Here is a 14,166-nt window from a genome sequence, read left to right as displayed (position 1 = left end):
CAATAGTCTTAGTTCGGATGAACTTCATCCTACTGGCGTGTTTATGCAAAAACCGACGCCGAACTAAGAGATTCTTATCATTCCACTGGCCTTGGTTTGGCTCGGAGACATGATATTGAATCTAAAGGTTTAAGTTGTGTGCTAAAACACCATATCCTCTTTTGAGCGATCTCGTTTTAGCGATTCCAGAGGGCTGTCTTCTAGTCTCTAGCAAGCCAGTCATCCTCTTCACAACTAGATATAAGGTCGTCAAAAATGACTTTCAAGGGAAAAAATAAAAAATTTTAAGTGCGCTCGCTATCTCCCCAGAAAGGTCAGTTTACCCTCGCTTTGCAATCGGTATTAAAAAGCCCACCTTTCTGGTGGGCTCAATCTGCACTCTACTTGCGGGAGGATTTACGCGCTTTTACAACCCTCTTTTCTGCCGCTTTTTCCTGTTTTAACTTACGCTTTTCTTTCAGACTCAACTGTGGTTGTTTCTTGTCTTTCTTACTCATGACTTCACCTCTATTTATTGACACAACAGACAGCCACACAGCATTTTCTGCGCTGGTGGCTGCGATTGATGAACAATTTCAGTAATCACAAAGCAGCGTCGCTGATTAAAAATTTCTATTTCGAACGCATCATTTTTAGCTCGACCTAACAATCGAGACCCCAAATAAGAATCGACCGCGAGCATACCTGTCATCGGTTGGTTCTTGTGCGAGTTGACTAACGTCATGCGATATTGATAAGCACGCTCAACATCCACTAAGCGAACCGTATCCCCAACCGCAATACGAGCTCGGTTACGGCAATGGGCTTGTTGCTCGTAAGTTTCAAAGAGTGACAACAACCTTAGTGGTGATTGATAGGTTAAAAAGCGACTGGTTAACCACCAAGTTCGCAGCGCCAAACAGTACGCCGAGAACCAGCGTTCAAACATGATTATTTCCTTCTTAATGCCTTGTCTTACAAATAAATTCAGTACATTGAACCGGAAGTGCATCACCTCCGGCTTAGTTCAGGAAAGTCATCACCATTTTCTCAACCTCCTTATTCATCAGCTCTTCAGCACTATAGCGAGCAGAAAAAAGAAAGCAAAAGCGCCCAAGCGAACAAAATGGCGAGAAAAAAAGAAAACAGAAATAAAATGGCAAGCTTGATCAGGTTATTGGCAGTTAGCACCAGAAAAACCAAAGTCTTGGCAGAAAGTGGCGATTTTCACTGGTGGTTAAAACAAAAAAAGCAGCGATTTCTCGCTGCTTTTTCCTATTAAGACAAGTTGTCGTTACACGTCTAAGTTCGCTACTTTCAGCGCGTTTTCTTCGATGAAGTTACGACGAGGTTCTACTTGGTCACCCATCAGTGTTGTGAACAATTGGTCTGCGCCTACCGCATCCTCAATCGTTACTTGCATCATGCGACGCGTTTCTGGGTCCATAGTCGTTTCCCACAGCTGATCTGGGTTCATCTCACCTAGACCTTTGTAACGCTGACGGCTCAGACCACGCATTGACTCTTTAACCAACCAATCAAGCGCTTCTGCAAAGCTTGCTACTGGCATCGTACGCTCGCCACGTTTGATGTACGCACCTTCTTCCAGAAGCCCATCCAGTGCTTCTGATAGATCAGCCAACTTGCCGTACTCTTTCGAGTTTAGGAAGTCGATGCTAATTGCATGTTCGTGCGTCACGCCGTGAGTACGAACCACGATCTTAGGCAAGTTTAAGCCTAGTTCTTCGTGCTGTTCAACTTCGTAGCTGTATTGGCTCGCACCCACTTCTTTCGCATTCAGCTGCTCAATAAGCTGCTTCGTCCACGCTTCAACAACTGATGCGTCATGGCATTGCTCAGGAGTTAGACGAGGAGTGTAAATCAGCTCGTTTACCAAAGCACTTGGGTAACGACGGCTCATACGTTCCGCCAGTTTAATACCCGCATTGTACTGTTGAACAAGCTTCTCTAGTGCTTCACCTGCCAATGCTGGTGCTTCTGCGTTTACGTGTAGCGATGCATTATCCAGAGCCAATGATACTTGGTATTGGTTCATCGCTTCTTCGTCTTTGATGTACTGCTCTTGTTTGCCTTTTTTCACTTTGTAAAGTGGTGGCTGAGCGATGTACACGTAACCACGCTCGATAAGCTCTGGCATTTGACGGTAGAAGAAGGTCAATAGTAGCGTACGAATGTGCGAACCATCGACATCGGCATCGGTCATGATGATGATGTTGTGGTAACGCAGCTTGTCCGGGTTGTACTCGTCACGACCGATACCACAACCAAGTGCAGTGATCAGAGTGGCCACTTCTTGCGAAGACAGCATCTTGTCGAAACGTGCTTTTTCTACGTTAAGAATCTTACCTTTTAGCGGTAGGATTGCTTGGTTCTTACGGTTACGGCCTTGTTTTGCGGAGCCGCCTGCCGAATCACCCTCCACTATGTATAGTTCAGAGAGTGCCGGATCTTTTTCCTGACAGTCTGCAAGTTTACCTGGAAGGCCAGCCAGGTCTAGTGCACCTTTACGGCGCGTCATTTCACGAGCTTTACGCGCTGCTTCACGTGCACGTGCTGCATCGATGATTTTCGAACAAACCATCTTCGCTTCTGTCGGGTTCTCAATCAGGAACTCAGACAGTTTTTCACCCATTGCAGACTCAACAGCTGATTTCACTTCAGAAGAAACCAGTTTGTCTTTAGTTTGGCTTGAGAACTTAGGATCAGGCACTTTCACCGAAACAACCGCAGTTAGACCTTCACGCGCATCGTCGCCTGAAGTCGCTGTTTTTGCTTTCTTAGAGAAACCTTCTTTATCCATAAAGCTGTTCAATGTACGTGTTAACGCAGCACGGAAACCAGCAAGGTGAGTACCACCATCACGCTGTGGGATATTGTTGGTAAAACAGAAGATGTTCTCTTGGAAACCATCGTTCCATTGCATCGCCACTTCAACTGAAATGCCGTCTTCACGCTCTGAGTTAAAGTGGAAGATTTTTTCGATGATTGGCGTTTTGTTGGTGTTTAGGTGATCAACGAACGCTTGAATACCACCTTCATACATGAAGTGATCATGTTTGTCCGCTTCACGCTCATCAACCAATTTGATCGATACACCAGAGTTCAGGAATGACAGTTCACGCAGGCGTTTCGCCAGAATGTCATAGTGGAACTCAGTGTTAGAGAAGGTCTCGGCACTTGGCCAGAAACGAATTTGCGTACCGGTTTTATCCGTATCACCCACAACAGCTAGTGGCGCTTGAGGCTCACCATGGCGGTAGGTTTGCGTATGGATATGGCCACCACGATGAATCGTCAGCTCAACTTTCTCAGATAGCGCGTTTACCACTGAAACACCTACCCCGTGAAGACCACCCGATACTTTGTATGAGTTATCGTCGAACTTACCACCCGCGTGAAGAACCGTCATGATTACTTCTGCTGCAGAGACATTTTCCTCTGAGTGGATTTCTGTTGGAATGCCACGACCATCATCGCTAACGGAAACCGAGTTATCCTCATGAATTGTCACAACGATGTCTTTACAGTGACCTGCCAACGCTTCATCAATTGAGTTATCCACCACCTCGAAAACCATGTGGTGAAGGCCGGTGCCGTCGTCCGTATCGCCGATGTACATTCCTGGACGCTTACGTACCGCATCCAGACCCTTCAGTACCTTAATACTCGATGAATCGTAATTTTCAGACATGAGTTTCTCTCTTCTAGTTTGACTCTATCCTGCCATGTTCCACATGAAACAATTTACCGTTATCGTCCAACATATCGGCGATTTGGCTTTCAGTGATAGAGCTTACAAATACTTGTGCGCCCGTCTCTTTTAAGCAGTCAGCAAGACGCTTGCGACGTTGGCTATCTAATTCCGACGCGAAGTCATCAATTAGGTAAATGCATTGTTTACCGGTCATCTCTGTCAGGTGTTGCCCTTGCGCGACACGCAATGCACACACCATGAGTTTTAACTGACCGCGTGACAGAACATCTTCAACGGGCGTTCCGTTCACTTTAATGCGCAAATCAGCTTTGTTTGGGCCACTAAAGGTGTATCCCAATGCCTGATCACGCTCAAAATTCTTTTCTAGTATCTCGTGGTATGGGGTGTCTTTATCCCAGCCACGATAATACTTCAATTGGATCTCAAATTCTGGCAAAAATGTCTGACAGATAGTTTCGGCGACGGTTTTCATCTGCTCGATGTAACTTGCTCGCCATTGGCTGATGTTTTCAGCCAACCCTGCCATTTCCTGATCCCAATAACTGAGTTCACGATAACTATTGGCGGTTTTCAACAACGCGTTGCGCTGCTTGTTCAGGCGCTTGAACCTTCCCCATGCTTGATAAAAAGCGGGCTCGGTATGAAATACGCCCCAATCAATAAACGCGCGACGATGTTTAGGGCCATCTGTCAGTAAATCAAACCCTTCTGGGTGTATCAACTGCAGAGGCAGAACTTGTGCCAACTGCGCTAATTTTTGTCCAGATTGACCGCCTATTTTAACCTCTGTTGAGCCATCACGCTGCTTATTAATGCCGATAGGTAGCTCAAATTGATCCGAGTTCAAAAAACGACCATGAACAAACAGTTCGTCACACTCATTTTGTATCACTCGTCCGGTGAGAGAACTCTTGAATGAGCGGCCATGCCCGAGCAGGTAAACCGCTTCTAAGACACTGGTTTTACCGCTGCCGTTCGGCCCGATAAGAAAGTTAAAGCCTGCTGATAACTCAATATCACAGGCTTTAATGTTTCGAAACTGCTGAATGATGAGACGAGAAAGAGGCATTCAGTTGGCTTATAGACGAATTGGCATCACCACGTACATGGCACTGTCATCGTCGGCATTTTCAATCAATGCGCTAGCGTTAGCATCCGACATCGACACACGTACATTTTCACAACGCAACGTGTTCAGAACATCAAGCACATAGCTTACGTTAAAGCCGATTTCGATGGCGTCACCTTCAAAGGTCACATCAAGCATCTCTTCCGCTTCTTCTTGTTCTGGGTTATTCGCGGTTATGCGCATTTCAGTATCAGCCAGATTCACACGCACGCCACGGAATTTTTCGTTGGAAAGAATCGCAGCACGAGAGAAGGCTTGGCGCAACTCGTCACAACTTGCTATTAGGGTCTTATTGGTGCTCTGAGGCAATACGCGGCGGTAGTCAGGGAAACGACCATCAACCAACTTAGAGGTAAAAGTAAAGTTATTCACCTCAGCACGAACATTGGAGCTACCGATCTGAAGTACTACAGGTTGCTCTGGCGCGTCCATCAACTTCACTAATTCTTGCACACCTTTGCGTGGCACGATGATTTGCTTCTGCGCAAAATCCGCACCCAGCTGAGTTTGCGATACCGCCATACGGTGGCCGTCCGTCGCCACGCTGCGTAGCGTGGTACCGTCAATTTCAAACAACATGCCGTTGAGGTAGTAACGAACGTCTTGATTCGCCATCGAGAACTGAGTTTTGTCGATCAGCGTACGTAGATCGGCTTGGCTCAGTGATACTTCCACTTCACTTTGCCAATCTTCAATATTAGGGAAATCGTTCGCAGGAAGCGTTGCCAATGAGAAACGGCTGCGACCAGAGCGAACTTGTACGCGATCACCTTCTAATACAAATGTGATGATCGCATCGTCCGGTAAACCACGGCAGATATCGAGAAACTTACGCGAAGGAACGGTAATGCTGCCCGCTTCAAAATCACCTTCTAGCGTCACTTTGCTTACTAACTCTACTTCAAGATCGGTTGCCGTCATCGACAATACGTTCTCTTCTACTTTAAGAAGTAGGTTACCCAGGATTGGCAGAGTTGGTCGGCCACCTAAAGCGCCCGAAACCTGCTGTAGCGGTTTGATTAAATGACTACGTTCAATGGTAAATTTCATGCTTGGCTCTTTACGCTGTCAGCTCAATAAATGATTTGCTTAGAATACCGTTATTCTAACCGATTACGAGGACAGGGTGCGAATCAAGTTAGAGTAATCTTCTTTAATATCGTGGCTCTCTTCACGCAGCTGCTCAATCTTGCGACACGCATGAAGTACGGTCGTATGATCGCGACCACCAAATGCATCACCGATTTCTGGCAAGCTGTGGTTGGTTAACTCTTTTGCTAACGCCATGGCCAGCTGACGAGGACGCGCTACAGAACGAGAGCGACGTTTAGACAGCAAGTCCGCCACTTTAATCTTGTAGTATTCCGCCACAGTCTTTTGAATGTTATCGATCGTCACCAGCTTCTCTTGTAGAGCAAGCAGATCGCGCAGCGCTTCACGAACAAAATCAATCGTAATTGGGCGGCCAGTAAAGTTCGCGTTAGCGATAACGCGGTTCAGTGCACCTTCTAGCTCACGGACGTTCGAACGCAGACGCTTGGCAATGAAGAATGCCACTTCATCAGCAAGGTGGATTTGGTGATCTTCGGCTTTTTTCATCAAGATCGCCACACGCGTTTCAAGCTCAGGCGGCTCGATCGCAACAGTAAGACCCCAACCAAAGCGAGATTTAAGACGATCTTCAACGCCATTAATCTCTTTAGGATAACGGTCAGACGTTAAGATGATCTGCTGGTTACCTTCCAATAGTGCGTTGAAGGTATGGAAGAATTCTTCTTGCGAACGTTCTTTATTAGCAAAGAATTGGATGTCATCGATAAGGAGTGCATCCACACTGCGGTAGTAGCGTTTGAATTCTTCAATCGCATTGTTTTGCAGCGCTTTCACCATGTCTTGCACAAAACGCTCTGAGTGCATGTAGACCACTTTCGCGTTCGGGTTGTTATCCACAATCGCGTTACCCACCGCATGCAATAAGTGGGTTTTACCCAAACCCGTGCCGCCGTATAGGAATAGTGGGTTGTAAGCTGCACCTGGGTTATCTGATACCTGACGCGCCGCAGCCAAACCCAGTTGGTTCGACTTACCTTCAACAAAGTTGTCGAACTTGTGTTTTGGGTTCATGTTTGAGCGGTGATTGATCGCCGCAATCGCTTGAGCGTCGTCATCCCAGGTTTTGTGTACTGGCTTACGTGCCTGTAATTGCGCAGGTGCAGATGACTCCGCAGCCACATCTGCAGGCGTACGTGTCGGCGCTGGTTTTGGAGCAGAGACAGGTCGACTCCCCACTTCAAAGCGTAAGTTAGGAATGTCGCCACCACAGTATTCCTGTAGTAAACGAGTAATATTGTTCAGATACTTATCACGCACCCAGTCCAACACAAAGCGGTTTGGCGCGAATAGAGTGAGAGTATTGTCATTGAGCTCCGCTTGTAGCGGACGAACCCACATGCTGAATTCTGTAGCTGGTAGCTCTTCTTGAAGCTGCTGCAAACATTGCAGCCAAAGCGAAGATGACACGGTGCCCCCACTGAGTAATTGAATTATCGGAAAAGACTGGCAATTTTACCTGTTGATAACCAAGATCGCCAGCGATTGATCGACGATCCAGTGAATAAGATCCAAGTTATTCACAATTATTTCTGCAAACTTGATGAGATCAACACACCTTGCCCCAAATTTGCCCACACAACGATCCACAATTGGGCAAAATTCACAAGATCGAGTGATTGGTGATAAGTCTGTGTATTATTTTATTCCCAATGCTGATTTTGTCGATCATTTCCCCTGGTTCAGTTCGCATTTTCGTCACATTTAACATTCTTCTTCTATTATCTAATAACTCACAGGTCTAGGTTATTGCTCTTGGTTATTTATTTAATTGAGCTAACTAACAGTAGTATTTCCAACCATAAAATTATGGAGATGTATTATGAAAAACTGGATTAAGGTTGCCGTTGCAGCCATTGCACTGTCGGCAGCAACCGTACAAGCCGCTACTGAAGTCAAAGTTGGTATGTCAGGTCGCTACTTCCCGTTTACTTTTGTAAAGCAAGATAAGCTACAAGGCTTTGAAGTCGACATGTGGGATGAAATCGGCAAACGCAACGATTATAAAATCGAATACGTAACAGCCAACTTCTCTGGTTTATTTGGTCTGCTAGAAACCGGTCGCATCGATACGATCTCCAACCAAATCACCATGACTGATGAGCGTAAAGCCAAATACCTATTTGCTGACCCTTACGTTGTAGATGGCGCACAAATTACCGTGCGTAAAGGCAACGAAAGCATCAAAGGTGTTGACGATCTTGCGGGCAAAACCGTTGCGGTGAACCTAGGCTCTAACTTTGAGCAACTGCTTCGTCAGTACGACAAAGATGGCAAGATCAACATCAAAACATACGACACTGGTATCGAACATGACGTGGCGCTCGGTCGTGCAGATGCATTTGTAATGGATCGTCTTTCTGCGCTAGAACTGATTAAGAAAACCGGTCTTCCTCTGGAATTGGCGGGCGAACCGTTTGAAACCATTCAAAACGCATGGCCTTTCGTGGACAACGAGAAAGGTCGTAAGCTGCAAGAAGAAGTAAACAAAGCACTGGCTGAGATGCGCGCAGATGGTACAGTAGAGAAAATTTCCGTGAAGTGGTTTGGCGCTGACATCACGAAATAAGAACTCTTTGTACTTTAGGCCGCAAAGTGGTATCACTCTCGGACTAAAATAAACTTACGTAAAGGTGGAACTTGTTTTCCACCTTTTCTTTTCTCTAGCCTTTAGGTAAGCCGTATGGGATTTGACTTTAATTACATGTTGGAACTGCTGCCGATATTGCTGAAATATCTTGGCACTACCATGGAAATGGCGACGTGGGGATTGGTGTTTTCACTGATTTTATCCGTCATTTTAGCCAATATTCGCGTATTTAAACTGCCAGTTCTGGATCAATTAAGCCAACTGTACATCAGCTTCTTCCGTGGCACCCCTCTCCTAGTTCAGCTTTTCCTGCTTTATTACGGCTTACCACAAATTTTCCCATTGATGGTTGGTATTGATGCCTTCTCAGCAGCGGTGATCGGTTTAACGCTGCACTTTGCCGCTTATATGGCGGAAAGCATTCGTGCCGCCATTATTGGTATTGATCGTAGTCAAATGGAAGCGAGCTTATCGGTGGGCATGACAACATCCCAAGCGATGCGCCGCGTCATTTTGCCTCAAGCAACCCGTGTAGCGCTGCCTTCACTGATGAACTATTTCATCGATATGATCAAGTCAACGTCTCTCGCCTTTACGCTTGGTGTGGCTGAAATCATGGCCAAAGCACAGATGGAAGCCTCATCAAGTTTCCGTTTCTTTGAAGCTTTCCTTGCGGTTGCTCTTATCTACTGGGGCGTGGTGGTGATTCTGACTCGCGTACAAATCTGGGCAGAAGCAAAACTGAATAAGGCGTACGTACGATGATCAAATTAGAAAATATTCACAAACGTTTTGGTGAGACTGAAGTGCTGAAAGGCATTGATCTCGATATTCAGCAAGGTGAGATCATTGTGATTATCGGTTCAAGTGGCACGGGTAAATCAACCTTGCTGCGTACGGTGAACTTTCTAGAACAGGCAGATGAAGGTCGTATCACGATAGATGACGTCTCTGTTGATACTCAAAAACACACAAAAGCCGAAGTATTAGCGCTGCGTCGTCGAACTGGCTTTGTGTTCCAAAACTATGCCCTGTTTGCCCATATGAATGCGCGCCAGAACATTGCCGAAGGTCTAGTGACCGTTCGAGGTTGGAAAAAAGCCGATGCTCTCAAACGAGCGCAACAAATTCTGGATGACATTGGCCTTGGGGATAAAGGCGATAGTTATCCAGCGGCATTGTCTGGCGGCCAACAACAACGTGTGGGTATCGGCCGAGCGATGGCGCTGCAACCAGAACTGCTGTTATTTGACGAACCAACTTCTGCGTTGGATCCTGAATGGGTCGGTGAAGTTCTCTCATTAATGAAGAAGTTAGCTAATCAGCATCAAACCATGCTGGTGGTGACGCACGAGATGCAATTCGCGAAAGAAGTCGCTGATAGAGTGATCTTCATGGCGGAAGGCAATATCGTTGAGCAAGGTTCTCCACAGGATATCTTCGATAATCCACAAGATCCTCGTTTGAAAAAATTCCTTAACCAAGTAGGAATAGAGTAACGATCAAGCATCAGGATCGATTGATCCTTGAGATTTTACTCACACTACGTATAATCGCCCGGCCGGAATTTCGTACTCATTGAGTCATTGACACATTATGTGAGTGTGATTACAATTCCGCCTCTTTGTTGAGAGGCGTCGGTTGTCCTTCTCTATATAAAGAGCTTCTTTATATAAGAAAGCAAATACCCACGCCGGGTTTAACAAGAACCTAAAACTACTGATCAGTAAAGGTAATTATCATGAAACGCACTTTTCAACCTACAGTTCTAAAGCGCAAGCGTACTCACGGCTTCCGTGCTCGCATGGCAACTAAGAACGGTCGTAAAGTTATCAACGCACGTCGTGCAAAAGGCCGTGCGCGCCTATCAAAATAATCGCTAGTTTATTTTGAACACGTACGCGTTTAATCGGGAGTTACGTTTGTTAACTCCCGAGCATTATCAAAACGTCTTCCAGCAAGCTCATCGAGCTGGCTCGCCTCATTTCACCATCATTGCTCGCAATAACAAACTTTCTCATCCACGATTAGGTTTAGCGGTTCCAAAAAAGCAAATCAAAACGGCTGTCGGTCGTAACCGATTTAAGCGTTTGGCTCGTGAAAGCTTTCGTAACAATCAACATCAGCTTCCAAACAAAGATTTTGTTGTGATTGCGAAGAAAAGCGCGCAAGATTTAAGCAATGAGGAAATTTTTAAGTTGTTTGATAAGCTATGGCAACGCCTGTCTCGCCCTTCACGTGGATAGCCATTGGGCTCGTTTATCTGTATCGCTGGTTTATCAGCCCTTTGATTGGTCCTCGTTGCCGGTTCACACCAACCTGTTCCACTTACGCGCTAGAAGCTTTGAGAGCTCACGGTTTTGTAAAAGGATGTTGGTTATCAGGCAAACGTCTATTAAAATGCCACCCTTTGAATGAAGGGGGGTATGACCCCGTTCCACCAGTCCAAAAACAAGACAGAGATAACTAACGATGGATTCTCAACGTAATATCCTGCTCATCGGTTTGGCCCTGGTTTCTTTTTTGCTGTTTCAACAATGGCAAGTTGCAAAGAATCCAGAACCTCAAGCAGTTGAACAGGCTCAATCAAGCAGCACTCTACCTGCACCATCTTTTGCTGATGAACTTGACCCAGTTCCTGGCCAACAGCAAGCTTCTGCAAAAACTATCACAGTAACGACTGATGTTTTAACTCTGTCGATCGACACCGTTGGTGGCGATGTGGTACATGCCAACCTTAACGAATACTCTGCTGAGTTAGATTCATCAGATTCTTTTGTTCTGCTTAAAGACGCTCAAGGTCACCAATTTATCGCTCAAAGCGGTCTAGTGGGTCCTCAAGGTATCGACTTGAGCAGCACAAATCGCCCTCACTACAACGTAAGTGCAGACAGCTTCACTCTAGCTGACGGTCAAGATGAACTTCGTGTTCCGATGACATTCACTGCAAACGGCATCGAATACACCAAAACTTACATCTTTAAACGCGGCAGCTACGCGCTTAATGTTGAATACGATGTAGTGAACAACTCAGGCAATAACGCAACATTTGGTATGTACGCTCACCTACGTCAAAACCTAATGGACGATGGTGGTAGCATCACAATGCCTACTTACCGTGGTGGCGCATACTCAACAGAAGATACGCGTTACAAGAAGTACAGCTTTGATGATATGCAGGATCGCAACCTGTCTCTTAACCTAGCAGATGGCCAAGGTTGGGCAGCAATGATTCAGCACTACTTTGCCGCAGCTTGGATCCCACGTAACGAACCAGGTACTAACCTATACACTCGTGTAATTGGCAACCTAGGTGACATCGGCGTTCGTATGCCGAACAAAACTATCGCAACAGGCGATCAGGCTAAGTTTGAAGCAACACTTTGGGTTGGTCCAAAACTGCAAGATGAAATGGCAGAAGTGGCACCTAACCTAGACCTAGTAGTGGACTACGGCTGGTTATGGTTCATTGCGAAGCCTCTTCATATGTTGCTTTCATTCATCCAGAGCTTTGTTGGTAACTGGGGTGTGGCAATCATCTGTCTGACCTTCATCGTTCGTGGTGCAATGTACCCACTAACAAAAGCGCAATACACGTCTATGGCGAAAATGCGTATGCTACAGCCTAAGCTGCAAGCAATGCGTGAGCGTATCGGTGATGACCGTCAGCGCATGAGCCAAGAAATGATGGAACTGTACAAGAAAGAGAAAGTGAACCCACTAGGTGGCTGTTTACCTCTTATCCTACAGATGCCTATCTTCATCGCGCTTTACTGGGCACTAATGGAATCGGTAGAGCTTCGTCACTCACCATTCTTTGGTTGGATTCACGACTTGTCAGCGCAGGACCCTTACTACATCCTGCCGCTATTGATGGGTGCGTCTATGTTCCTAATCCAGAAGATGAGCCCGACAACGGTAACGGATCCAATGCAGCAGAAGATCATGACCTTTATGCCGGTTATGTTTACCTTCTTCTTCTTGTTCTTCCCATCAGGTCTCGTTCTGTACTGGTTGGTGTCGAACATCGTAACGCTTATCCAGCAAACTCTGATCTACAAAGGGTTAGAGAAAAAAGGCTTACACAGCAAGTAACCTTTTAGGAAATGATTGAGAAAGGCGGCCAAAAGGTCGCCTTTTTGTTTTTGGCTGATTACAATTCAGCTAACTAAAGTTATGGCTCAATTTGAGCCCAGCTCAAAAGGCAAAATTATGACTACAGATACGATTGTCGCTCAAGCGACCGCGCCTGGTCGTGGCGGTGTCGGTATTATTCGAGTATCAGGCCCTAAAGCCAACCAAGTGGCGTTAGAAGTCACGGGTAAGACACTAAAGCCCCGCTATGCAGAGTACCTGCCGTTTAAGTCAGAAGATGGCACTGTGCTTGATCAGGGCATCGCTCTGTACTTCCCTAACCCGCACTCATTTACAGGTGAAGACGTACTTGAGCTGCAAGGCCATGGCGGCCCCGTCGTGATGGATATGCTGATAAAACGCATTCTAGGTATTGATGGTATTCGAGCAGCTCGCCCTGGTGAGTTCTCTGAACGCGCGTTCCTGAACGATAAACTCGACCTCGCTCAAGCAGAAGCAATTGCAGACCTCATTGATGCAAGTTCTGAAGAAGCAGCAAAATCGGCGCTGCAATCCTTACAGGGCGCCTTTTCAGGGCGCATTAATACCTTAGTTGAGTCGCTGATTCATTTGCGTATCTATGTTGAGGCAGCCATCGACTTCCCAGAAGAAGAGATCGACTTTCTGGCCGACGGCAAAGTGGCTGGTGACCTACAAGCCATCATCGATAACCTAGATGCGGTGCGCAAAGAAGCCAACCAAGGCGCAATCATGCGTGAAGGGATGAAAGTCGTGATTGCTGGTCGTCCAAATGCGGGCAAATCAAGCCTACTGAACGCACTATCAGGCAAAGAGTCTGCAATCGTAACCGACATCGCAGGTACGACACGTGACGTACTGCGTGAGCATATCCACATTGATGGTATGCCACTGCACATCATTGATACAGCAGGTCTGCGTGATGCCTCCGACGAAGTCGAGAAAATCGGTATCGAACGCGCGTGGGATGAAATCGCTCAAGCAGACCGCGTCTTGTTCATGGTAGATGGCACCACAACCGATGCCACCGATCCAAAAGATATCTGGCCAGACTTTGTAGATCGCCTACCCGACAATATCGGCATAACCGTGATCCGAAACAAAGCGGATCAAACGGGTGAAGAAATGGGGATCTGCCACGTCAATAACCCTACCCTCATCCGCTTGTCAGCGAAAACTGGTGCAGGAGTTGAAGCTCTGCGTGAACACCTCAAAGAATGCATGGGCTTCTCTGGCAACAGTGAGGGTGGCTTTATGGCTCGTCGCCGTCACCTCGATGCGTTGGAACGCGCCGCACAGCACCTTCAAATAGGCCAAGAACAGCTTGAAGGCTATATGGCTGGTGAGATATTGGCAGAAGAGCTGCGCATCACCCAACAGCATCTCAACGAGATTACCGGCGAGTTCAGTTCTGACGACTTACTGGGCCGAATCTTCTCTTCATTCTGTATCGGGAAGTAAAGTGGGCAAATAACGGAAAACAACAGCAAGCAACGGTAGATAACACAC

14 protein-coding genes are annotated in these 14,166 nt (G+C 46.5%); 9 read left to right on the top strand and 5 right to left on the bottom strand.

Going from position 1 to position 14,166, the window contains the following annotated elements; genetic code table 11:
* Positions 1-511 precede the first annotated feature (511 nt).
* Entirely contained in the window at positions 512-928 is a 417-nt protein-coding gene (locus tag NL644_RS21560) for a GreA/GreB family elongation factor (protein WP_253658773.1), read from the bottom strand.
* A 57-nt stretch (positions 929-985) separates the two neighbouring features.
* Between NL644_RS21560 and NL644_RS21555 the strand changes: the two genes are divergently transcribed.
* Positions 986-1,261, top strand: a complete 276-nt coding sequence (locus NL644_RS21555) for a hypothetical protein (protein WP_253658772.1) — start codon at positions 986-988, stop codon at positions 1,259-1,261.
* 12 nt (positions 1,262-1,273) lie between these two features.
* Here NL644_RS21555 and gyrB read toward each other — a convergent pair whose 3' ends face one another.
* From gyrB to dnaA, 4 genes are all read right to left on the bottom strand, one after another.
* On the bottom strand, positions 1,274-3,691 hold the full coding sequence (gyrB, locus tag NL644_RS21550; protein WP_005394109.1) for a DNA topoisomerase (ATP-hydrolyzing) subunit B: 2,418 nt from the start codon (positions 3,689-3,691) through the stop codon (positions 1,274-1,276).
* Between the two features lie 13 nt (positions 3,692-3,704).
* Entirely contained in the window at positions 3,705-4,784 is a 1,080-nt protein-coding gene (gene recF, locus NL644_RS21545; RefSeq protein ID WP_005394107.1) for a DNA replication/repair protein RecF, read from the bottom strand.
* A 9-nt stretch (positions 4,785-4,793) separates the two neighbouring features.
* A complete protein-coding gene (gene dnaN, locus NL644_RS21540; protein WP_005394106.1) occupies positions 4,794-5,894 on the bottom strand; it encodes a DNA polymerase III subunit beta in 1,101 nt (366 codons plus the stop codon).
* Positions 5,895-5,957: 63 nt separating this feature from the next.
* Positions 5,958-7,364 carry a chromosomal replication initiator protein DnaA gene (dnaA, locus tag NL644_RS21535; protein WP_005378835.1) on the bottom strand — a complete coding sequence of 469 codons (1,407 nt, stop codon included), beginning with the start codon at positions 7,362-7,364 and terminating at the stop codon, positions 5,958-5,960.
* A 412-nt stretch (positions 7,365-7,776) separates the two neighbouring features.
* Here dnaA and NL644_RS21530 point away from each other — a divergent pair, with 412 nt between their 5' ends.
* From NL644_RS21530 to mnmE, 8 genes are all read left to right on the top strand, one after another.
* Positions 7,777-8,523, top strand: coding sequence for an amino acid ABC transporter substrate-binding protein (locus NL644_RS21530; protein ID WP_114324062.1), 747 nt, complete (start codon positions 7,777-7,779; stop codon positions 8,521-8,523).
* A gap of 114 nt (positions 8,524-8,637) precedes the next feature.
* Positions 8,638-9,309, top strand: coding sequence for an amino acid ABC transporter permease (locus tag NL644_RS21525; protein ID WP_005378829.1), 672 nt, complete (start codon positions 8,638-8,640; stop codon positions 9,307-9,309).
* Positions 9,306-10,043 carry an amino acid ABC transporter ATP-binding protein gene (locus tag NL644_RS21520; protein ID WP_114324060.1) on the top strand — a complete coding sequence of 246 codons (738 nt, stop codon included), beginning with the start codon at positions 9,306-9,308 and terminating at the stop codon, positions 10,041-10,043. The genes NL644_RS21525 and NL644_RS21520 overlap by 4 nt, the downstream gene beginning before the upstream one ends.
* Positions 10,044-10,285: 242 nt before the next feature.
* A complete protein-coding gene (gene rpmH / locus NL644_RS21515; protein ID WP_005378825.1) occupies positions 10,286-10,420 on the top strand; it encodes a 50S ribosomal protein L34 in 135 nt (44 codons plus the stop codon).
* A gap of 46 nt (positions 10,421-10,466) precedes the next feature.
* A complete protein-coding gene (gene rnpA, locus NL644_RS21510) occupies positions 10,467-10,790 on the top strand; it encodes a ribonuclease P protein component (RefSeq protein WP_005394102.1) in 324 nt (107 codons plus the stop codon).
* Positions 10,757-11,014, top strand: a complete 258-nt coding sequence (yidD, locus tag NL644_RS21505) for a membrane protein insertion efficiency factor YidD (RefSeq protein WP_005378822.1) — start codon at positions 10,757-10,759, stop codon at positions 11,012-11,014. The genes rnpA and yidD overlap by 34 nt, the downstream gene beginning before the upstream one ends.
* Before the next feature lie 2 nt (positions 11,015-11,016).
* Complete coding sequence (gene yidC / locus NL644_RS21500) at positions 11,017-12,639, top strand: membrane protein insertase YidC (RefSeq protein ID WP_005394100.1); 1,623 nt, start codon at positions 11,017-11,019, stop codon at positions 12,637-12,639.
* Positions 12,640-12,756: 117 nt separating this feature from the next.
* Entirely contained in the window at positions 12,757-14,118 is a 1,362-nt protein-coding gene (mnmE, locus tag NL644_RS21495) for a tRNA uridine-5-carboxymethylaminomethyl(34) synthesis GTPase MnmE (protein WP_012841264.1), read from the top strand.
* Positions 14,119-14,166: the final 48 nt, after the last annotated feature.

It is taken from the genome of Vibrio sp. Y10_XG_PY6 (assembly GCF_024181795.1).
GTDB classification, from domain to species: domain Bacteria; phylum Pseudomonadota; class Gammaproteobacteria; order Enterobacterales; family Vibrionaceae; genus Vibrio; species Vibrio diabolicus.
The sequence above is the reverse complement of the archived record's forward strand: the minus strand, read 5'-3'. Positions and strand labels throughout refer to the sequence as shown.

Bases quoted from the DNA above. Each gene is read 5' to 3' on its own strand.
- rpmH (WP_005378825.1), top strand. From the start codon at position 10,286: ATGAAACGCACTTTTCAACCTACAGTTCTAAAGCGCAAGCGTACTCAC.
- NL644_RS21520 (WP_114324060.1), top strand. From the start codon at position 9,306: ATGATCAAATTAGAAAATATTCACAAACGTTTTGGTGAGACTGAAGTG.
- yidC (WP_005394100.1), top strand. From the start codon at position 11,017: ATGGATTCTCAACGTAATATCCTGCTCATCGGTTTGGCCCTGGTTTCT.
- NL644_RS21530 (WP_114324062.1), top strand. From the start codon at position 7,777: ATGAAAAACTGGATTAAGGTTGCCGTTGCAGCCATTGCACTGTCGGCA.
- mnmE (WP_012841264.1), top strand. From the start codon at position 12,757: ATGACTACAGATACGATTGTCGCTCAAGCGACCGCGCCTGGTCGTGGC.
- recF (WP_005394107.1), bottom strand. From the start codon at position 4,784: ATGCCTCTTTCTCGTCTCATCATTCAGCAGTTTCGAAACATTAAAGCC.
- yidD (WP_005378822.1), top strand. From the start codon at position 10,757: ATGGCAACGCCTGTCTCGCCCTTCACGTGGATAGCCATTGGGCTCGTT.
- NL644_RS21560 (WP_253658773.1), bottom strand. From the start codon at position 928: ATGTTTGAACGCTGGTTCTCGGCGTACTGTTTGGCGCTGCGAACTTGG.
- NL644_RS21525 (WP_005378829.1), top strand. From the start codon at position 8,638: ATGGGATTTGACTTTAATTACATGTTGGAACTGCTGCCGATATTGCTG.
- gyrB (WP_005394109.1), bottom strand. From the start codon at position 3,691: ATGTCTGAAAATTACGATTCATCGAGTATTAAGGTACTGAAGGGTCTG.
- dnaN (WP_005394106.1), bottom strand. From the start codon at position 5,894: ATGAAATTTACCATTGAACGTAGTCATTTAATCAAACCGCTACAGCAG.